The organism is Orbaceae bacterium lpD04 (genome assembly GCA_036251935.1).
Taxonomy (GTDB): Bacteria; Pseudomonadota; Gammaproteobacteria; order Enterobacterales; family Orbaceae; genus Orbus; species Orbus wheelerorum.
Window position 1 is genome coordinate 2308926 of sequence record CP133967.1, and the last position, 22604, is coordinate 2331529.

Here is a 22604-nt window from a genome sequence, read left to right on the forward strand (position 1 = left end):
ACTTATTCCTCAAAGCGAAAAACTAAAAAGAATCACAACCTATCAATCTAATAATCAGAAATAACTAGATTATTATTCCGAAAAAATGATAATAATTAAAACGGTATCTTAATTATTATTGTATATGTGGTTAAAGAACCACTAAACTGATCGACTGCATATATAAATCATAAATAGATATGATAATATAAAGAGATTAATCTTAATGAGTAAATTTAGGAGAGACGTGATGTCTTTTGATAACTTGGATATACCAGCATGTGATCTGGTAATTTTTGGCGCTAAAGGTGACTTAACTAGGCGAAAACTCCTCCCATCTTTGTATCAGCTAGAAAAGTATGGCCACCTACCTAAAGAAACAAAAATACTCGGTGTTGGTAGAGCTGATTGGGATAAAACCGCTTATGCAGAAATCGCTAAAGATGCATTATCTACTTTTATGAGTGATCCAATTGAAGATGAGATTTGGCAACGTTTTTGTGCAAGGCTTGATTTTCATAAACTTGATGTAAATGATCTTGCTGCTTTTGAAGGCCTTAAAAATCAATTAAATTCAAATAAACCAGCTATTTTTTATTTTGCTATGCATCCAGGTACCTTTGGTACTATTTGTCAGGGCCTTGCTCAAGCGGGGTTAAATCAGAGTCAAAATCGTATTGTGATGGAAAAACCACTAGGAACTGATTTACAGTCTTCTTGTGATATTAATGATGCCGTCGCTAAATATTTTGAAGAGTCTCAAGTTTATCGAATTGACCATTATCTCGGTAAAGAAACAGTGCTTAATCTTCTTGCACTTCGTTTTGCAAATCCTATTTTTTCGACTTTATGGGATAGAAACTCAATTGATCATGTTCAAATTACGGTTGCCGAACAAGTGGGTATTGAAGGACGTTGGAGCTATTTTGATAAAGCAGGCCAAATGCGTGATATGGTACAAAATCATTTATTACAAATTTTAACAATGATAGCCATGTCACCTCCAGCAAACTTAGAAGATAACAGCATCCGCCAAGAAAAAATAACGGTATTAAAAGCGCTAAGACCAATCACAAAACATAATATTCGAGAAAAAGCAGTTCGAGGCCAATATACAGCAGGATTTGTTAATGGCGTTAACGTACCAGGTTATTTAGAAGAAGATGGTGCGAATAAAACCAGTAATACTGAAACATTTATCTCAATACGCGTTGATATTGATAACTGGCGCTGGGCTGGCGTACCTTTCTACTTAAGGACAGGTAAACGTTTGCCAAGTAAATGTTCAGAAGTTGTTATTTACTTTAAAAATCAACCACTTAATCTATTTAGTGACTCCTATCCACAGTTACCACAAAATAAATTAACGATCCGTTTACAACCCGATGAAGGTGTTGATATTGAGATCTTAAATAAAGTCCCTGGGCTTGAGAGTAATACAACATTACAGACCACTAAGCTAGACTTGAGTTTTGATGAAACATTTCACCAGCATATTGCTGATGCTTATGAGCGCTTATTACTTGAAGTTATGCGTGGACGCCAAGCACTATTTGTCCACCGTGATGAAGTTGAAGCTGCATGGAAATGGGCAGACTCAATACTAAATGCATGGGCTGATGATAAAGAAGCACCTAAAGCGTATCAAGCAGGCACTTGGGGCCCAGTTGCCTCTGTTGCACTAATCACTAAAGATGGCCGTTCATGGAATGAATTTTAATAAGGTAACATTATGTTTATATTAAATGAATATAGTTCGTCAGAGCAGTTAACACAAGATATGGTCAATAATATTGTGACTGAATTAAAAAGCGCCGTAAACAAACGCGGCGTTGCTTCAATTGCAGTATCGGGCGGTAAAACACCTATTCCATTATTTAACCTATTAAGCAAACAGCAACTACCATGGAGTAAAATCTATATCACCTTGGTTGATGATCGTTGGGTTGATAGTACTGATGATGCGAGTAATGAAAAACTGGTGATAACTCATCTATTACAAAATGAAGCAACACTAGCTAATTTTATCGGCTTAAAAAATAATGCACCGACGCCTTTTAAGGGCGAACTTGCAACGCAAGAAAAACTCGCTGAAATACCGATGCCATTTGATGTTGTCATTCTTGGTATGGGTGAAGATGGCCACACGGCGTCACTATTTCCTCATGCTGAAAATTTATCATCAGGCTTAGACATGCATTCAAACAAAGTTGTTGTCGGCATGACGCCCTTAACAGCGCCACTTGATCGCATCACATTGACATTACCTGCCATTTTAAATAGCCAAAACATTTATTTGCATTTAGTTGGTAATAGTAAAAAAACAGTTTTAGCGCAAGCTTTAGATGGAAAAGATATTGTTAATATGCCTATTCGTGCTATTTTACAGCAAGATAAAGTAAAGGTCGTTGGCTTTTGGTGTAATTAACTTGAACTCATAAAATCAAGAGATACCAGCAATAAAAGCTGATATTTCTTGATTGAGTTATTAATGACTTTTCGCAAACGGGTAAAAAGATTCTGTAATATACTTTTTAGATAAATCAAGATAATTGATTATTAAGGCCAACATTATGGATATATTTGATCGAGACCAAGAGAATGAACTACTAACCGAGATTGCTGTTGCTTATTATGAGAATGCGCAAACTCAAGAAGAGATTGCTAAACGATTTGGGATCTCACGTATCAAAGTCGGTCGTTTATTAAAGAAAGCTCGAACTGAAGGTATTGTTGAAATTAATGTTAAATATCACCCTATTTTTAGCTCAAAGATTGAACAGCAGTTTGTTAACGCATTTGGCATCAAAAGAGCGCTAATTGCCATTGACCACCAAGATGAAGAAGAACAACGTAGACAAGTTGCTTCGCTCGTCACTAATTATCTTTCAAGTGTACTAAAAAATGGCATGTCAATCGCGGTTGGTCAAGGCCGGAATGTTGCAGCCATTGCAAGTCATATTGGTGTCTTTCCTGAAAAACAGTGTAAATTTATCTGTGGTATTGGCGGAACGCTTCGAGATGGCGAATTTATTGATGCTGACCATATTAGTCGTAATTTAGCTCGAAAATTTAATGCAACAAGTGAAACACTTTATGCACCGGCTTATGTTGAAAATAGAGAATTAAAAAAAGCATTTTTACAAAACCGAGTAATTAAAGAAACTTTAGAACGAGCGAGGAAAGCTGATATTGCCTTAGTTGGCCTTGGTGATATGAACGATAATAGTTATATGGTGCAATTGGGTTGGTTTACACCTCAAGAAATCATCAATGCTAGTATCAATCAAGGCGCGATAGGTGAAATTGCGGGCTATGGATTTTTTGATATTCAAGGTAGACCCGTTGATACGGTTATGAATGATCGTGTTATTGGGCTAAGTATTGAAGAGCTAAAAAATATCCCTTGTGTGATAGCGATTGCTTCTGAAAACACGAAGGCAATGGCTATATTAGGTGCATTAAAATCAGGTGTTATTGATATTATTGCAACGAGTGCCTCAAATGCTCGTACGGTGCTAAATCTGCAACAGCATAAATAATGCTAGGTTCAACATCATTACGCCATTTACTATTGGTATAGTGTCTAATTTTATCATTCTTGGCATATATAAATGCTATTAGTAATAATTTACTCATAAAATATTAAATTACGATCTTGATCACGTACCGTTTTATATTTATATTATATACTAACAAAAGTTACAGCAATGAACTTTTGAACACATTAAAGGTATTTAATTTAATTCATAAGATCTGCTAAGTCATTATTGAAGAATCTAAGTATTAAATTTAATAGCCAATAACGGAAGTAGAGAGAACCAATTATGATCACGCAAACTTAGAGTGAAACGTGATTGAGTATAATTATTATGTTATTAACACAATAACTCTACTATAATAATTGAGTTTATTATTTATCAAACATGTTTTCTTTTTGAGGATATATCCATGAGTCAATTAGATGAGTTTAAGAAGTATACAGTTGTCGTTGCCGATACAGGTGATATCGATTCAATCAAGCAATTCTCTCCAGAAGATGCAACAACTAACCCATCGTTAGTATTAAAAGCAGCACAATTACCACAATATAAATATTTAATTGATTCAGCGATTGAAACAGCTAAAAAATTAGGTGGCTCAAAAGAAGAGCAGTTAACAAATGCCAGTGATCAAGTAGCCGTAAATATTGGCGCTGAAATTTTAAAATATGTTCCCGGTCGGATCTCAACTGAAGTCGATGCTCGCTTATCATTTGACAAGCAAGGCTGTGTTGATAAAGCACGTAAAATTATTGCACTGTATCAAGAAAAAGGGATTGATAAGTCTCGTATCCTAATTAAAATCGCCTCAACTTGGGAAGGCATAAAAGCAGCTGAAGTTCTTGAAAAAGAAGGGATCAATTGTAATTTAACGTTACTATTCTCTTTCGCACAGGCTCGTGCTTGTGCTGAAGTCGGTGCCTTTTTAATTTCTCCTTTTGTTGGCAGAATTTACGATTGGTACCAAGCAAAACAGCCAACCCCGAATTATGTTCCAGATGAAGACCCAGGCGTTGTTTCTGTACGTAATATTTATAATTATTATAAGCAACATGATTACAAAACAGTTGTTATGGGTGCAAGTTTTAGAAAGGTTGAACAAATTCTTGCTTTAGCAGGTTGTGATCGCTTAACTATCTCACCAAATTTATTAACAGAAATGCAAAACTCAAATGCAACTGTGGTTCGTAAACTTGAACCAAACCAATCTAAAGTTAGTCGCCCTGCCCCAATGACCGAAGCTGAATTTAGATGGCAACATAATTCTGACGCGATGGCTATTGAAAAACTAGCAGAAGGGATCAGAGCGTTTGCAGTCGACCAAGGTAAACTCGAAGATATGTTGATAAAGCAATTATAATTGCCCAAATTTAAATAATACTGCTCCTTTTTTCGGGCAGTATTAACCGTTTATAAATTTAATTTTATTGGAGATAAGACAACATGAATGCAAGTACATTATCTCACCGCGAGTTGGCAAATGCGATTCGTGCACTGAGTATGGATGGAGTACAAAAAGCAAAATCAGGTCACCCAGGAGCACCAATGGGAATGGCGGATATAGCTGAAACATTATGGCGAGGATTTTTAAAACATAATCCAACCAATCCAAATTGGGTTGATCGCGACCGATTTGTATTATCAAATGGACATGGTTCAATGTTGATCTATAGCCTATTACATTTAACTGGTTATGCGCTATCTATTGATGATTTAAAAAACTTCCGTCAACTACATTCAAAAACACCTGGTCACCCAGAATATGGTTACGCACCTGGAATTGAAACAACAACCGGACCACTTGGCCAAGGTATAGCTAACGCAATTGGCATGGCAATTGCCGAAAAAACATTGGCAGCGCAGTTTAATAAACCAGGCCATGATATTGTTGATCACTATACCTATACATTTTTAGGTGATGGCTGCTTAATGGAAGGAATTTCTCATGAAGCATGTTCACTCGCTGGTACCTTAAAATTAGGCAAATTAATCGCACTATATGATGATAATGGTATTTCCATTGATGGTCATATTGAAGGTTGGTTTACTGATGATACCGCTAAACGCTTTGAAGCTTATGGCTGGCATGTTATTCGCGGCATTGATGGCCATGATGCAAATGCGGTAAAAGTGGCGATTGAACAAGCTCAAGCGGTTACGGATAAACCATCATTATTAATGTGTAAAACAGTCATTGGTTTTGGTTCACCTAATAAAGCAGGAAGCCATGATTGCCATGGTGCACCACTTGGTGATGCTGAAATTGAAGCAACTCGTAAAGAGCTTGGTTGGAACTACGCGCCATTTGAAATTCCAGCGCAATACTATGAAGCTTGGGATGCAAAAGCTAAAGGTAAAGAACTTGAAGCAAATTGGAATAACCGATTTGCCGCTTACGAAAAAGCTTATCCAGAGCTTGCAGTCGAATTTAAGCGCCGTACCAATAATGAATTACCTAAAAACTGGCATCACGACGCTAAGGCCTTTGTTGAAAAGCTGCAAGCAAATCCAGCAACTATTGCTACTCGTAAAGCATCACAAAATGCGATTGAAGAATTTGCTAAAATCTTACCCGAATTTTTAGGCGGTAGTGCAGATCTTGCGCCAAGTAACTTAACAATGTGGTCTGGCTCAAAAGAAATTCTAGCAAATCCAAATGGTAACTATATCCACTATGGTGTACGTGAGTTTGGTATGTCAGCAATAATGAATGGTATTACGCTACATAGCGGATTCATTCCTTACGGCGCGACATTCTTAATGTTTATGGAGTATGCTCGTAATGCGGTGCGTATGGCTGCATTAATGAAAATTCGTAATATTTTTGTTTATACCCATGATTCAATCGGACTCGGCGAAGATGGCCCGACTCATCAACCCGTTGAACAAATCGCAAGCTTACGCTTAACGCCAAATATGAGTACATGGAGACCATGTGACCAAGTTGAGTCAGCAATTGCTTGGCAATATGCTATCGAACGTAAAGATGGGCCAACAGCATTAATATTCTCAAGACAAAACCTTAAACAGCAAGATCGCACAGCTGAGCAACTTGCTAATGTTTATCGTGGTGGCTATATCCTTAAAGATTGCGCAGGAACGCCTGAGCTTATCTTTATTGCAACCGGATCTGAAGTTGAACTTGCTGTTGAAGCTTATGAAAAACTAACCCAAGACGGCAAAAAAGTTCGTGTGGTATCAATGCCTGCAACGGATGCTTTTGATAAACAAGATGCCGCTTATAAAGAGTCTGTATTACCATCGTCAGTAAGTAAACGTATTGCCATTGAAGCAGGTATTGCTGATTACTGGTATAAATATACTGGCTTAAACGGTAAAGTGATTGGTATGACATCATTTGGTGAGTCAGCGCCAGCAGAGCTACTATTTAAAGAGTTTGGCTTCACTATCGATAATGTTATGGCGCAGGCCAAAGCATTACTAAGCTAACCGTTAATTTAACGATACTTTAAGGGCGAATCTTCGCCCTTAATTTTTTTATAATCCAACTTATTTATATCAACACTAAATTAATCATACTATTAGAATTATAAATTCATTATGTTATAGTATAACAAAATAACCTACGAATATAATGATATGAAACGACCTACTAGCGTAAAGTATTTTTTAGGTTTAATCCTTATAATTCCATTAATGGTTTATAGTCATCCTCATAGTTTTATTACCCTAAACACAGAATTTTATATTGAAGATAATCAGTTAACCAAGCTTCACTTTACTTGGCAAATGGATGAACTAACATCAAGTTATCTCAAATTAGAATATGAACAAGATCCAAAGGTTGTTTTTGATGACTTAATGATTAATATTTTTGAAAATCATTTTTTCTCAGAATTTTGGCTAAAATCGATCGAAAAAAATAAAGCCATTATCCTAATGCCGCAAGAAAAAGATGCAACGCTTGATTTTGATGATAACAAAGCGGTAGTCAATTTTTGGGTAAAATTAAAAAATCCAATATCAATCATCGATAATCAATTTGAACTAATCACATATGAAAAAACGTTTTATGTTGATATGTATTATGCAAAGGACAATGATATTACCGTTAACAATGCTAACTGCAATATTATCATCGAAAAGCCAACACCTGATGATAAAACTCTAGACTATGCACAATCACTCGATAATGAAGATACACCAGTGGAATCCGACGATTTTGTGCTAGGTAAACTATTTGCTCAAAAAGTGATCTTGTCATGCAAGTAAAAAACATTGCTCATATATCGCTTAAGCTAAGTTTATTTGCCATACTTATTACGCTTGGCGGGCTATTAATTTACAGCTATTGGACAGAGTTAGTTATAGCCGCTCAAAGCTGGCAACGTTACTTTCATAAACAATTAATAGCGCTATTAATTAAAACGAAAACAGATGGACTACAGACAGGATTATTGTTAATGTCGTTTAGTTTTTTGTATGGCATTTTGCACTCTGCAGGGCCTGGGCACGGAAAATTTATCATTACTACCTATCTAGCAACTCAGCCTAAACAATTAAAGAAAAGTTTACAACTCACGATATTATCATCGTTAATGCAAGCACTCGTTGCAATTGTAGTAATTAGCTTAATGTTAATAGTACTCAAGTTATCGACTAAATACCTAAAAATAAGTGAGTATTGGTTGATGTTAACAAGTTACATATTAATCATCTTAGTTGGCTTGTTTTTATGCTATAAAGCCGCAAAAAAGTTACTTAATTTAACCAAATTTGCTTATAAACAAAATTTAAAAATACAAAAAATAACGCGGTTAACTGACGCCTCAAATACCTTAACGGCACAACATAATTCATGTGCATGTTGTAATTATCATGTTCTTAGTGGGCAAAATAAAATAACTCGTTCTACAAACTGGCTTGATGATTTAGCGATAATTTTAGCGGTAGGTGTTAGGCCATGTTCGGGCGCATTGTTAGTATTAATTTTTTCATTTACGATGGGAAGCTACTATTGGGGCATTATGGCTACATTAGCGATGGCAATTGGCACAAGCATTACCACCTCATTTTTTGCATTATTAGTTCATTATGCCCGCAAATTTGCTGAATACTTATTAAGGCAACAATCAAGTTCTTCATATCAAATATTTGCGATAATAATACAGTTTATTGGATTAGTTGGCGGACTTGTATTTATCTTAATGGGACTGATATTAATCGTCGGTATTGAGCACTCTGTCTACGCTACTGGTAATCCTTTGTTTGCTAAGTAGTATGAGCCCAAATATAAACCTGATGGGCACTATCATCACATTCAAAACAATCACTACACTTGTGCCCCGTTGTGCAATTAGATTGTGATGCATCAACAAGTTTGATTTTCCCTTTTTTAACCCAAAAAGAGAGCATTTGTTGCATGGCACTTTCTTCAATACGAAAGTGCCTTGATAAATCTAATAAAGAAGCCCGACCATTTAACTCAAGGTATGAAGCAATATCCGTCATTAACATAATGATTAACCTAATTTAAATAATCTAATTATGTAATGGTATAGCATAATCTTATGCTATACCACTCTTCTAGCAACAACAGTTTGATTTACCACATTTTTTAGGTTTATTTATCGATGAGGTTTGAGATAATGATGAATATTTACCAATTATTCTTAATATTGCAACAATTAATGCAAAAATAACAACTAAACTAATTAACCATATCGCCGCATCTGAAGACGTGCTTAATAACGTCATTTGATAATAAGCCGTTGCGCAGATCCAACCAATCACAAAAGTCCAAATTGCAACAAATGCTGTCCACTTAGATCCCGCCTCTCGATACACGGCACCTAATGCAGCTGCGCACGGTGTATATAATAAAATAAAGATAAGGTAAGCCATTGCTGCAGCCGATGTACCAAATGATGACTCAATTTTACTCACCGCACTTGCATTAACTTCAAGATCATTTTGTAATGAGTCAATATCTTCATCGACAGTTGATAAACCAAGTGGATCAAGGAATGAATCAGCGAGGCCTGAAATATTCTCAGGAATTGTGGCAAAAGCATCTTTAATGCCACCGAATAAACTATACTCATCTGGTTCTTGTTCATTATCATCAGCCATCGAATAAAGGGAGTTAAGTGTTGCAATAACCGCTTCTTTGGCAAATATTCCGGTAAATATCCCAACTGTCGCAGGCCAGTTACCCTCCGTTATCCCCATTGGTTCAAATACTGGCGTAATTTTTTGACTTGCAACTGATAAAACTGAGTTATCGGAATCTTGATGACCAAATGAACCATCGGTTCCTAATGAATTTAGTAAACTAAGTACAGTGACCATTATAACTATTGCTTTACCCGCTTTAAATATAAAGCTTTTTAGACGTTGCCAAGTTAAACTCAGCATGCTGCGTAACGTCGGGATACGATAAACAGGCATTTCCATAATAAATGGCGTTAATTCGCCTTTAAGCAGCGTAAATTTAAGTACAAAACCAGTTACGATAGCAACAGCAATACCGAGCAAATAAAGAATAAATACCACGGTTGAGGCACTATGTGGAAAAAATATTACGGCCAGCAGCGCGTAAACGGGTAAGCGAGCGCCACAAGACATAAAGGGGATCATACAAATTGACATGATACGATCACGAGTACTATCAAGTGTCCGAGTCCCCATAATCGCAGGTACACCACATCCAAAACCAACTAACATTGGCACAAATGCTTTACCGGGTAAACCAATCGCTCGCATCGCGCGATCAACTACCATCGCCGCCCGCGCTAAGTACCCTGAATCTTCAAGAAATGATAAACAAAAAAACATCGCCGCAATTACGGGAATAAAAGTTGCAACGGTTTGAACTCCGGTACCAATACCATCAGCTAAAATCACCGTTAACCAATCAGGCGCATTAATCAAATTAAGTACATAAGTTAAGCCTTCAACAAAAATAGTTGCAAACAAAACATCGAAGAAATCAATAAATACCGAACCAAACTTAACTGCGACAATGAACATTAAATACATTGCAATTAAAAAGAATGGGATCCCGGTAATTCGCCCAAGCGTGATCTTATCAAGTCTATCTGAAAGTGAATTACTTGCTTCTCTTGGCTTTTCAATCACCTCTTTACAAATTTCATCAATCGCTTCATAGCGGCTACTTGCGATAGCAATATCTACTTCATTATCACACCATGAAGCAAGATCTTGTCGACAGCTAACAATCAATGCCAACTCTTGCTCATTAAAAGAAAAATGGTTGTGATCTATCAACGCTTCAATAAACTGCCAACGATTAAGCTTATTGATATAACTATCGCTTGGCAATGTTGCTAAATATTTTTCGATAATTTGATTTTGATTAACCGCTAAAGTTGGGATCGTAGGGCTTGCTTTTGACATGCCAACGGCTAATTCCTCAATTTGAGTGTAAAGCTTATCTAAACCTTTTCTTTTCGTCGATGAAATTGCAACGGCAGGGCAACCTAATAACGTTGATAGCTTTTCAACATCGATTCGCTCACCCATTTCATTAACTGCATCAATCATATTTAAAACGACAATAACCGGTAGATTTAAATCAATTAATTGGAATGTTAGATATAAGCTACGTTGCAAATTTGTTGCATCAATAATATTGACAATAACATTGCCAGATTCCGATAAAACGTAATCACGAGCAATCATTTCATCTTGAGAGGTTGTATTACTATTACTTTCTATGGCATAAGTACCGGGTAAATCAACAATTTCATATTGTTTTTTCTTGTATTCAAAAATACCCGTTTTACGCTCAACAGTAACGCCAGGCCAATTACCTACGCGCTGATGAGATCCGGTTAAAATATTAAATAGCGTGGTTTTACCACAATTTGGATTACCAATTAATGCAATACTCATTTTGCCACCTCAACAACGGCAATTGATGCGGCCTCTTTACGCCTTAAGCAAAGCGTAAAACCTCTCATTTTAATTTCTAATGGATCACCAAGAGGAGCGCCCCTAATTACTGATACCTGGCAACCGGGAGTTATCCCCATAGCCAATAGTTTTCGACGAAATGGTAGTGACTCAGGTAATAGTTTTGCGATAACCGCCTCTTTGCCAAATGGCAGGCGATCTAGCGTTAATACGGGAATATTCATTTGTTACATCCTGTCTCAACGGCAAGTTGAGCGTAATATCAATAATACGAATTATTCTCAATCTTATTACAAATAAGACAGGATGTGAATTACCAACGGTAAAAAATCTAAGCTTTTAGTGGCATCTGACAAAAAATAGTAAATAATCAATGCCATTGAAATAAGCACATTATTATTAACTATAATCGCTCCAAAACTGACATTAACTCTGACAGCTCATCTTTAATAAATTGGCTTTGCTCATCCTTAGCAGAATCTAATAGTGCTTGCTCTGATGAGTAGCGACCCGAAGTACGATTTTTATATTTACTTGGTACATCGCCACTATAGACATACTTAGTAATACTTGACCTTTTAGTAATAGTGTCGGTTTTATTGTAAAGATAATCACCACTAACATTAAAAGAGGTACTAAGTTCTAGCATATTTGCTTGCACAGATGTTTGTAAATTAAAATAGTAAGTTTTATAAATGTCTTTTGATTCAACACTACCATCAGCATTAGTTTGCTGAACTGTTTTAACCACAATATTTTCACTCATCGCTTGCATAATTGGCTTTTCATTAAGATTTTTATAGCGATTTTTATCCGTTATTTTAATTGTGATGTTGGCAATACTTTGATTAGTTACCAGGCGAATATAATTTTCACTAATTGATTTTTCTATTAGCTTAAAATAACTACCTGGTGGGCAATAAATCTTTATTATACCCTTTTCTTGATATTGCCTAGCTAACTTACTCGACTCTTTATATTCACCATAAGGGCGGTAAATCTTAGCCGCGTTATCATACAAATTAGCAATTTCTCGATATTCATAATAGGTATTTGCATACTTTTTCATATCACTAGCTTGTTGATAAAAATTTTGAGCCTCAATTAAACGGTACTTTTTATCATAAACAGTTGCCAGCTCACGACTATCTTTATATTTACCTAAAGGTTCATAAATATCTGCTGCGTTAGTAAAATGCTCACTGGCTTCTTTATATGATTTAATTTCAGCAAGTGCTTTACCTTGTTGATAGTTCTCTTGCGCGGCAACTTGCATATATTTAGTGTTCGTTTTTTTATATAATACTTCAATATCTTTATATTTATATTGTTCCATACCTTTACGATATAAAGTCGCTTTACGGTAATAACTTTGCCCATCGGTTGCATTAATTGAATTTCCGTACAAATAATACTCTTCGGCAATTAATTGTCTTAACTGCTTAATATCATATTTATTGTTAAAGAAGTAGACTTGTTGACTGTAAAAACGATCGCTTAAGCGGGTTTTCATTTGCAGTAATGATTCATAACTTGTTATACGAGTTGCATAATCAGTTCTATCAGCACTTAATAACTGATTTTCATAAAAAGCCATCACATTACTTACCATCTGACTAAAACGGGCTAAATCATCAGCATCAAGCTTAGCTTGGCCCTTTTCTTCCATATCTAGCGCAATAAGCTCAATACTTTCTAGATATTTCCCCTCTTTGTAAGCATCTTCAGCTGTGCGTCTAGATGAACACGCAGCTAGTATAAAAATCAAAAAAATAACGAATAGCGCCCGCATAATTATCCTTTATATTATCTATGGGTTATATTTTTATTACAGTTAATACTCATTTAAACTTACTTATTATTGCTATTTATACTCGTGACCAATAAAGATTCTCAAAAATAGCGCTGAAAATCAGAAGCTGGGGGATGTCAGGACTTCGTCTTGAACCCTTTTAAAACGGAGCGAGAGACGAAACCTCTAATCACCCTACTTATAACAACCTTAAAGTTAAAACTAAAAAATCAAGCATCTTGATTTCACTTGGCTATAATACACACAATTACTTTGTTAACCATTTCTGCCAGCTTTTATTAACAAACTCTCGCTCTGATTGAAATAATTGTCCATCAACTTGACTAGATAATAGCTGTAAAGAAAGTAGATGGATTTCATTACGCATATTGATGTAAATTTGCGTCAGTATTTCAGCTTCATCAGTAGGCATAATATCGTATTTTGCAGCTAGCTCCAAAATTCGAACATTGTCACTCCATAACGTCATTTTAGGTTGTTGATTTGCATAATTAAGCACTAAATATTGAGAGATAAATTCAATATCGCCGATCCCACCTGCATCAACTTTAATATTAAAATGTTGTTTATCATGATTACCTAAATGACTACGCATTTTTTCGCGCATCTCTCTTACATCTTGTCGTAATAATTGTTCATCACGTTGTTTACTTAAAATCCGGTGACGGATCTGATTAAATCGTGATTGTAGCATCGGTTCACCATAGACAACCCGCGCCCTAACAAGTGCTTGATGTTCCCATGTCCAAGCGTCATTTATTTGATAATCTTCAAATGAATCGAGCGTACAAGCTAGTAATCCAGCATCACCTTGCGGCCTAAGGCGAACATCAACTTCATATAAAATACCTGAATTGGTTCTAATATTAAATAGATGAATGATACGTTGGACTAAGCGTAAATAAAATTGGCGACTATCAATAATCTTATCACCTGTTGTCATACTATTAGCTGGGCAATCATGTAAAAAAACCAGATCTAAATCAGAACTATAACCTAGTTCTAATCCGCCTAATTTTCCATAAGCAACAACAATAATACCTTTTTGCGTATCATCAACTAAATAGTCGGGTTTGCCATAACGTAAAACCATCTGGTTCCAAGCAATTTGTACCACAAAATCTAGCATTGCTTCAGCAAGATAGGTTAAATGATCACTCACTTTCATTGTTGGTAGAATATGCGCAATATCACTTGCTGCAATATGTAATAATTGCATTTGCTTAAATTGTCTTAATGCTTCAATCTGCTGCTCTTCGTCATTCGACTCTATTCGTAATAAATACTGATACAATTCGCTTTTATAACCATCAATTGGCACCGTTTTATACAATGCGTTAAAATCAATTAATTCATCTAATAATAATGGGTAGCGCATCAGTTGATCGCTTACCATTGGCGATGCTGCACATAAACGAATTAATTGTTTTAAGGCATTTGGATACTCGACTAATAATTCTAAATAGGTAGTTCGGCTAACAATATTAACCAGTAATTGTAATATTCGAGATAAAATAGTCAAACGGGCTTCATCTTCACATGCAAAGGCAAAAATTCGAGGCATCAGCTGATCAAGAATATCACGGCCCCTTACACCAATGGTGCGCTTGCCAATATTTTCACGAAACTGTGCGATGAGTTGATAAAGTTGCCGCGAATCATCATCACTTAATAAAGGTAAAACTTGTTTAATGTCATCAAATTCTAAATCATTTGACCAAAGCTCATCATATTGTTGATTATAATTTGCTTGCACACTTTGTTCATCATCTTGGCCAATAAGTCCATTAAAAATCATACGGTTTGCATGCATATTGGTTGTTAATTGATGTTTAAAATCAAGCCAGCAATCAAAACCCATTGCAAGTGCTAGCCTTTGCTTATCAAGCTCATCATCAGGTAAGGTTTGTGTTTGCTCATCATTAATACCTTGTAAAATATTTTCGCAGCGTCGTAAAAAAAGATAATTATGCCGAAGTGTATCGGTTTCTTCCGTCATAAGTAACTTATCTTGTTCAATAATACTTAATGCTTCAAGCAGCGAACGTGTTTGTAAAGCAGGTAATCGCCCACCTCTAATTAGTTGAAAAACCTGTACAATAAATTCAACTTCTCTGATCCCGCCTGCCCCTAATTTAATATTATTATCAAGTTTACGCCGCCGCACTTCACGCTCAATCATCCCTTTCATATTACGTAATGATTGTAATACGCTAAAATCAATATAGCGCCGATAAACAAACGGTTTTAACATTGTGTAGAGCGTTTTAGCATAAGGATCACTTTGATCACCAAGTATCCTTGCTTTAACCATGGCGTAGCGTTCCCAGTCTCGACCTTGCTCTTGATAGTAATCTTCCATAGCCGCAAAGCTTAGTACTAAAGGTCCGCCATCGCCAAGTGGCCTAAGCCTCATATCAACCCGATAGACAAAGCCATCTTGTGTTATTTGATCGAGGGCTTTTATTAATCGCTGTCCTAATCGAGTAAAAAAAATAGAATTATCTAACTCTCGCCGTCCACCCTTTGTAATACCATGTTCTGGATATGTGAAAATAAGATCGATATCAGACGAAAAATTAAGTTCCATCCCGCCTAATTTTCCCATACCTAATATTATTAAAGGCTGCGTATTACCTTTACAATCGGTAGGTGTTCCCCATTCTTTGCAGCTTAACTGATATAGCCAATCTTTGGCTGCGATAATGAGTACTTCGGCCAATACACTTAACTGTATTAATGTCTGCTCAGTTGTACTGGTGTTGGTGATTTGCGACCAATTAATTCTAACTAACATTTTTCGTCTAAACTGCCTTAAAGCAGCCATCAACTGTTCTTCATTATTGATAGTAGCAATAACATCATTTAGCCAATGCTGATAATTGACATATTCACAGTTATTGGGCGCATTATCACTAATTTCAATTAACCAACTTGGAAAACGATAAAATGAATCAACTAAAAAATCACTGCTAATTAGCACATTAATATACTGCTTAACGAGTGTTTGATCGCAATTATCCAATTGAGCTATTACGTTTTTTTGCTGGGTCATGAGTAAAGTCATACGTTACCGTTTAATTAAACATTAAAATATTAATAGCATCAAATAGAGCTTAAATTGCGTGTTAATTGGGCTAAATGCAAAGCTTTTTATATTTGTAATTGATCTTATTTGACCAAACCACTTACGATATATCTGATTTAATTCTGTAGAATATTCATTTTGTGGGGAAGGTAGTATTGGCGTTAGATTAACATCGACTTGCTGCAATGTTTTTATATAAAGATTTAAATCATTATGCGCTAAAGCATATTCTTCATTGGTTTGCCAAAACTCTAAAATAGCTGGTAGTACTGATGATGATGGCAAATTGGTGGTTATTAATTGAGGGATTTTTTTAATGTCATTGCCCTCAACTAAACGATAACCTCTAGCTGCTTTACTTTGTGAAAAAAGATGAATATTAAACTGGCTTAATTTTTGAGCAAAAAGTAATAAGTCTACTCTAGCGCCAAGCTTTAATTCTAATTCAATTTCCAAAATAGGTAAATTTAATCCAGACGCGGATATTTCGCCTTGATCTAAGGCAACTTCAATTTGGCTTTGATTAAAATAAATCAGCCATGTTTTACGATGAAAGTCTGTTGTAAATAAGAGAGTTAGTTGCTTTGATAAATTATCTGCATTCAATCCAGAAGGGAAAGCTGTAGCAGGAAGCACCGACAAATTTAACTGCTTATTAGGTAATGGCGCATTAAATTCTAGCCTTGAATGTAAACCGGCGATTGACTGCCCACCACCAGACGACTTTAACGTGATCTCGTATTCATCTTGTTTTGCATTTTCTTCAATACCCCGAATTCGGATACTTGCATGGTGGCGCCGCAAAATATTGTCAAGACTATCGTAGTAACTGTTGGTTAAATGTAAGCTATGTTCTTCATCAATACGTTGAGTTTGTAAAAAAGTAGATAATTGCTTAATTGATGACGACTCAATCTCAAATTTTAGTTCAATTTCTTCACTCATTTATATACCCTTTTATTGTTATAATAACGATAGTATTTTGCACAAAAATAGATGGTATATAGTAATGTATTTTTATAGACAACGCATATAATAAAAATGCACTATATTTAGCGCATTTTTGTTATAAAACATCAGTAAAGCTTATTCCTGATAGACAGGTAAACGTTCACAAATATCCAATACTTGTTTTTGTACTTGTTTAATTACATCTTCATCATCGATATTATCAAGTACATCACAAATCCAATTAGCGAGCTGTTTTGCTTCTTGCTCTTTAAAGCCGCGCCTTGTTATTGCAGGTGTACCTAATCGAATTCCCGATGTTACAAATGGGCTTTGCGGATCTTTGGGAACACTGTTCTTATTAACGGTAATATTTGCTTTACCTAATGCTGCATCGGCAGCTTTACCGGTAATATTTTTATCAACCAAATCAATTAAAAATAAATGATTTTGTGTCTCACCAGCAACGACTTTATAGCCGCGCTTGATAACCACTTCAACCATCGCCTTAGCATTTTTGACGACTTGTTGTTGATACTCTTTATAACCAGGCTCCATCGCTTCTTTTAATGCAACAGCTTTAGCTGCAATAACATGCATTAAAGGGCCGCCTTGCGCGCCAGGAAAAACGGCAGAATTAAGTTTTTTATATAACTCTTCGCTACCGCCTTTTACTAAGATTATGCCGCCGCGTGGCCCACCCAATGTTTTATGTGTCGTTGTTGTAACTACATGCGCATAAGGTAATGGACTTGGATAAACACCTGCCGCAATTAAACCTGCCACATGCGCCATATCAACAAATAAATAAGCGCCAACACTGTCAGCAATTTCACGCATTTTTTTCCAATCAACAATACCAGAATAAGCGGAGAACCCACCGATAATCATTTTTGGCTTGGTCTCTTTTGCTATTTTAGCTACCTGATCATAATCGATACGGCCGTTTTCATCGACGCCATAAGCGACAATATTATATAATTTACCCGAGAAATTAACAGGCGAGCCATGCGTTAAATGGCCTCCTTCAGATAAATTCATACCAAGAACGGTATCGCCAGGATTTAATAGCGTTGTATAAACAGCAAAATTAGCCTGCGAACCAGAATGAGGTTGAACATTAGCATAATCCGCACCAAATAGCGCTTTAGCACGATCTATTGCAAGTTGCTCGACAATATCAACATACTCACACCCGCCATAATAACGTTTACCAGGATAACCTTCGGCATATTTATTAGTAAGCTGCGAACCCTGTGCTTGCATAACCCTTGGGCTAGTATAGTTTTCCGAGGCAATTAATTCGATATGTTCTTCTTGACGTTTATTTTCACCTTGAATTGCATTCCATAAATCTTTGTCATAGTCAGCTATTGTCATTTTTTTAGTAAACATCTTGACTCCTCACAACTTTGGTTAATAAAAATCGATATAATTATTGATATTCGATACATATTCAAAAGATAACTTAATATTTACAATAATAAGAGGTTAAGTCAATAAGCTAAATCAATCTATTAAAATATATTTGTATATTACTTAATAAATAGGACATGTGGCTTATTAGTGTATGTAAAACAACGTAATTTTAATTTCTAAATAAGAATCAGGTTCATAGAAGTGAGCGCTGTTTAATATTTTAGCCTGGTTTTTGGAGCTACACTATTAATTATCGTCAAATAGATATAGCACTAATAAATATCAAAAAAATAAATTCATAAAAAATAAATAATCATGATTATCGGAATAATTTAATTGAACTAAAAAATATATTTTTCGTTACTCTCAAAATGAACCTTTTTATTTTAAAAAATTTAAACTTGACTATACCAATGGAGCAATGTATCGCAATAACTGGTGTATTAGGTTGCGGAAAAACCACACTATTGAAAATAATTTTGGTGCTTTTAAAACCGGTCGAAGGTCAAGTTTTGATTGGCAATATTCGAACAGAATTGATCGGAGGATAGAAACAACGAGTTTTATTAGCTACAGCTCTTTATAGAGAACCTAAAATTCGAGTATTAGATGAGGCGACTACTTATTTAGATATATCTAATGAAATTGCTGTAAATAGCTCAATGTTGAGCTATTTTTTTACTAAACTTTTTATTGCTCATAGACCAGAAACTATTAACATGACGGATCGAGTGGTACTATTAGATGATAGTTTAATCATTTAAGATTCATTAAATGAACCTGTTCAAAAAAATTAAATTTTGCAATTTTTACTTTAATCGTGAAGATACAATAAGGTCTGGTATGTATAAAAAATTAGTTTCTTTACTCCTATTATTTATAAGTAACCTTGCTCAAAGTAACGAGGTTATTTGGGATTTAACCTTTGACTATAAATTTAATTTACCATTTATTACATTAAATATTGAAGGTGAAAATATTATTTTAATACTCGACACTGGTGCAAAAGGAGCCTTATATCTACCGATAGACTTAATTGATAAGATTCCGAATAAAACTGAACAAGATCAAACAAGAAAAAGTATGGATTTATCGGGTAATATCACTGAAACTAGATCGTTTACTATTAACAATCTAACATTAAATTCGTTTCTTTTTGAAAAAATAGAGGTGATTGAGTATAAAAATTGGGGAATGAGTATTTCTGGTGATAATACAGAAAATGAAAATATTGATATCCCTGTTATTGGGTTAAATTTATTCAATGATTATATACTAACCATAAATTTTCCAGAAAGCAAAATAATAATATCTGATGAAACGGATATATCTGCTGACTTAAATAAAAAGTGGATTGCAATTCCTTTCCAACTTAATGGGGAGGGTATTGTTATCGATATGTCGGATGGTGTAAAAAACTATAAAATGATTTTAGATAGTGGAGCCAGCACTTCGATCATCAAAGAACAATCTATTTCATCGCAAACGGCTAGAATTAATGATGATAGCGGTTATCAGTTTATTGCTATTGAAATAAGTAATATACCTACTGATAAAATTGAGGCAATTATTTTCGATTCTTTTCCCACCGAATTCCAGTCAGATGGATTGTTAGGTTTTGATTTTTTTAGTAAAAACGTAGTAAAAATTGATTTTAAAAATAAGAAATTATGGATTAAAGCCGAAGAAAAATAATCTTAGGTTTGTAATCCATACATTCATAATATGTAATAGCCTAAATCCGGTAATTTACGAAATATCTTATCATTGTGAAAAAAATGATTTACTTGAGCACTTGGTATTTTTATAAAAAGAAGTTTTCCCAGATTAATTTAATACTGACAACCGTTGATACAATTATAAGCATTGGACGGATCAATTTTTTACCTTTAGATATCACCATTCTTGCCCCCAATCTTGCACCAATAATTTGACCAACTAACATCGTAAGCCCAATTACCCAAATCACTTGCCCGCTAAAGATAAAAAATAGTAAACCAGCAAGATTAGAGGTGAAATTAAGCACCTTAGTGTGCGCAGTTGCTTTTGTTAGGTTAAAACCGGCTAAAGTGACATAAGCTACCGCATAAAATGATCCCGCCCCAGGGCCAAAAAAACCATCATAAAAGCCAACTACCATAGCTGCAATGATAGCAAATTGCGTTTCAGATAATCGCCTTTTCCGATCTTGTTCACCAATTTTAGGGCAGAGTAAAAAATAAAGGCCAACACTAATAGTTAAAATCGGTAATAAAATACGTAGAAAGTCAGCTTTTATATGCAAAACGAGCAAGGTACCTAATGCTGATCCAACAAAGGCTAATAATATTGATAGCCTCATTTCGCGCAAATTAACCATGCGCTGACGAATAAAATAAAGACTTGCTGAAAATGAACCGCCACAACTTTGTAATTTATTTGTGGCCAAAGCCGCTTGGGGTGGAATACCAACCGCAAGTAGCGCCGGCACTGTCAATAAACCACCGCCGCCAGCAATCGAATCGATAAATCCAGCAATAAGTGCAACTGCAAACAAGATTAACAATAAACTGACTGTAATATCCATTTTAATTACCTAAAGTCCAACATAAGTTCGCCAATAAATACTTGAAAGCATCACGGTAATAAAAATTAATGCCATAAAAAACAACCTAAATTTAGGTCGCTTAAATAAATTTGCCATGCGACTATTAAAATAGTGCTTATCGAGCATAACCAATATATAGCCAATAATGACTATGGGGATAGCTAAGAGTAGTCCACTAATTTTATCATCAGTCATAATAATCGATTAAAAGTACGCGACGGGCTTAACATCACCACACTGAGCACGATGACGCAAATAATGATCCATGATTATGATAGCCATCATTGCTTCCGCAATCGGCACGGCGCGAATACCAACACAAGGATCGTGCCTACCATGGGTCGATACCTCAACGGTATTACCGTGAATATCAATCGATTGGCCTGCGATTTCAATACTTGGGGTTGCTTTTAATGCAATATTTGCTTGAATTGTTTGTCCAGAGCTAATGCCCCCCAAAATGCCGCCGGCATGATTTGATTTAAAGCCGTTCGAGGTTATTTCATCTCGGTTTTCACTGCCACGTTTATTAATTGCCGCAAAACCATCACCAATTTCAACGCCTTTAACAGCATTTATACTCATTAATGCATGCGCTAGATCAGCATCTAAGCGATCAAAAACAGGCTCACCTAGCCCAACTGGAACATTTTCAGCAACAATGGTTACCTTAGCGCCAATCGAATCACCGTTTTTCTTCAAATTACGTAGTAGTTCATCAAGATCATTTAATTTCGCTTCATCACCACAAAAAAATGGATTTTGCGTAACTTGTTGCCAATCGACTAACTCACACTTAATATCACCCATTTGGGCTAAATAACCACGAATAGTAATGCCAAGTTTTTCTTGTAGGTATTTTTTAGCAATACTGCCGGCGGCAACTCGCATAGCGGTTTCACGAGCTGAAGCCCTACCGCCTCCACGATAATCGCGGATCCCATATTTTTGTTGATAGGTATAATCAGCATGGCTTGGACGAAAAATATCTTTAATTCGGCTATAGTCTTGTGAGCGCTGATCGGTATTTTCAATTAATAAACCAATACTGCTACCGGTTGTTTTACCTTCAAATACACCCGATAAAATTTTCACCTCATCAGCCTCGCGGCGCTGAGTTGTATAGCGCGATGAGCCAGGTTTACGGCGATCTAAGTCTTTTTGCAGATCATCTTCACATAATTCAAGCCCAGGAGGTACGCCATCAACAATGCAACCCAGTGCAAGCCCATGCGATTCACCAAATGTTGTGACTTTAAAAAGTGTGCCAATTGAGTTACCAGCCATAATTAACCTTTCTCTTTATTTCGTGTTAGTGATATTGTTATA

Annotated in this window: 17 protein-coding genes; 8 read left to right on the top strand and 9 right to left on the bottom strand. The window is 35.6% G+C overall.

All coding sequences use genetic code 11. The annotated features are described in order from the left end of the window. The first annotated feature begins 229 nt into the window (after positions 1-229). The 7 genes from zwf (at position 230) to RHO14_10260 (ending at position 8761) form a co-directional block, all read left to right on the top strand. The gene (gene zwf / locus RHO14_10230; GenBank protein WVD70729.1) at positions 230-1699 is read left to right on the top strand and encodes a glucose-6-phosphate dehydrogenase; all 1470 of its coding nucleotides are present in this window, start codon (positions 230-232) and stop codon (positions 1697-1699) included. 12 nt (positions 1700-1711) lie between these two features. Beyond that, positions 1712-2407, top strand: coding sequence for a 6-phosphogluconolactonase (gene pgl / locus RHO14_10235; GenBank protein WVD70730.1), 696 nt, complete (start codon positions 1712-1714; stop codon positions 2405-2407). Between the two features lie 145 nt (positions 2408-2552). Beyond that, positions 2553-3521, top strand: coding sequence for a sugar-binding transcriptional regulator (locus RHO14_10240; protein WVD70731.1), 969 nt, complete (start codon positions 2553-2555; stop codon positions 3519-3521). A gap of 409 nt (positions 3522-3930) precedes the next feature. Continuing rightward, the gene (gene tal / locus RHO14_10245; protein ID WVD70732.1) at positions 3931-4881 is read left to right on the top strand and encodes a transaldolase; all 951 of its coding nucleotides are present in this window, start codon (positions 3931-3933) and stop codon (positions 4879-4881) included. Between the two features lie 83 nt (positions 4882-4964). Beyond that, positions 4965-6971, top strand: a complete 2007-nt coding sequence (tkt, locus tag RHO14_10250; protein WVD70733.1) for a transketolase — start codon at positions 4965-4967, stop codon at positions 6969-6971. A gap of 150 nt (positions 6972-7121) precedes the next feature. Then, the gene (locus tag RHO14_10255) at positions 7122-7754 is read left to right on the top strand and encodes a DUF1007 family protein (protein WVD70734.1); all 633 of its coding nucleotides are present in this window, start codon (positions 7122-7124) and stop codon (positions 7752-7754) included. After that, positions 7745-8761, top strand: coding sequence for a nickel/cobalt transporter (locus RHO14_10260; GenBank protein WVD70735.1), 1017 nt, complete (start codon positions 7745-7747; stop codon positions 8759-8761). Before RHO14_10255 ends, RHO14_10260 begins: the two co-directional genes overlap by 10 nt. On the opposite strand, the gene RHO14_10265 is transcribed toward RHO14_10260, so the two are convergent. From RHO14_10265 to glyA, 7 genes are all read right to left on the bottom strand, one after another. After that, positions 8754-8999: a FeoC-like transcriptional regulator gene (locus RHO14_10265; protein WVD70736.1), complete on the bottom strand. Its 246-nt coding sequence runs from the start codon at positions 8997-8999 to the stop codon at positions 8754-8756. The two genes, RHO14_10260 and RHO14_10265, sit on opposite strands and share 8 nt — an antisense overlap. Positions 9000-9068: 69 nt before the next feature. Further along, a complete protein-coding gene (feoB, locus tag RHO14_10270; GenBank protein WVD70737.1) occupies positions 9069-11399 on the bottom strand; it encodes a Fe(2+) transporter permease subunit FeoB in 2331 nt (776 codons plus the stop codon). Beyond that, positions 11396-11644, bottom strand: coding sequence for a FeoA family protein (locus tag RHO14_10275; protein WVD70738.1), 249 nt, complete (start codon positions 11642-11644; stop codon positions 11396-11398). Before RHO14_10275 ends, feoB begins: the two co-directional genes overlap by 4 nt. 179 nt (positions 11645-11823) lie before the next feature. After that, on the bottom strand, positions 11824-13212 hold the full coding sequence (locus RHO14_10280) for a hypothetical protein (protein ID WVD70739.1): 1389 nt from the start codon (positions 13210-13212) through the stop codon (positions 11824-11826). 268 nt (positions 13213-13480) lie between these two features. After that, a complete protein-coding gene (gene glnE, locus RHO14_10285) occupies positions 13481-16300 on the bottom strand; it encodes a bifunctional [glutamate--ammonia ligase]-adenylyl-L-tyrosine phosphorylase/[glutamate--ammonia-ligase] adenylyltransferase (GenBank protein WVD70740.1) in 2820 nt (939 codons plus the stop codon). Between the two features lie 21 nt (positions 16301-16321). After that, positions 16322-17266, bottom strand: a complete 945-nt coding sequence (locus RHO14_10290) for a CYTH domain-containing protein (protein ID WVD70741.1) — start codon at positions 17264-17266, stop codon at positions 16322-16324. 141 nt (positions 17267-17407) lie between these two features. Then, entirely contained in the window at positions 17408-18664 is a 1257-nt protein-coding gene (gene glyA, locus RHO14_10295; protein ID WVD70742.1) for a serine hydroxymethyltransferase, read from the bottom strand. A gap of 867 nt (positions 18665-19531) precedes the next feature. Between glyA and RHO14_10300 the strand changes: the two genes are divergently transcribed. Further along, positions 19532-20383, top strand: a complete 852-nt coding sequence (locus RHO14_10300) for an aspartyl protease family protein (GenBank protein WVD70743.1) — start codon at positions 19532-19534, stop codon at positions 20381-20383. A gap of 109 nt (positions 20384-20492) precedes the next feature. Here the strand turns inward: RHO14_10300 and RHO14_10305 are convergent, their stop codons facing one another. Together RHO14_10305 and aroC are read right to left on the bottom strand one after the other, a co-directional pair. Then, the gene (locus RHO14_10305; protein ID WVD70744.1) at positions 20493-21254 is read right to left on the bottom strand and encodes a TSUP family transporter; all 762 of its coding nucleotides are present in this window, start codon (positions 21252-21254) and stop codon (positions 20493-20495) included. Between the two features lie 225 nt (positions 21255-21479). Further along, positions 21480-22562 carry a chorismate synthase gene (gene aroC / locus RHO14_10310; GenBank protein WVD70745.1) on the bottom strand — a complete coding sequence of 361 codons (1083 nt, stop codon included), beginning with the start codon at positions 22560-22562 and terminating at the stop codon, positions 21480-21482. Between the last annotated feature and the right edge of the window lie 42 nt (positions 22563-22604).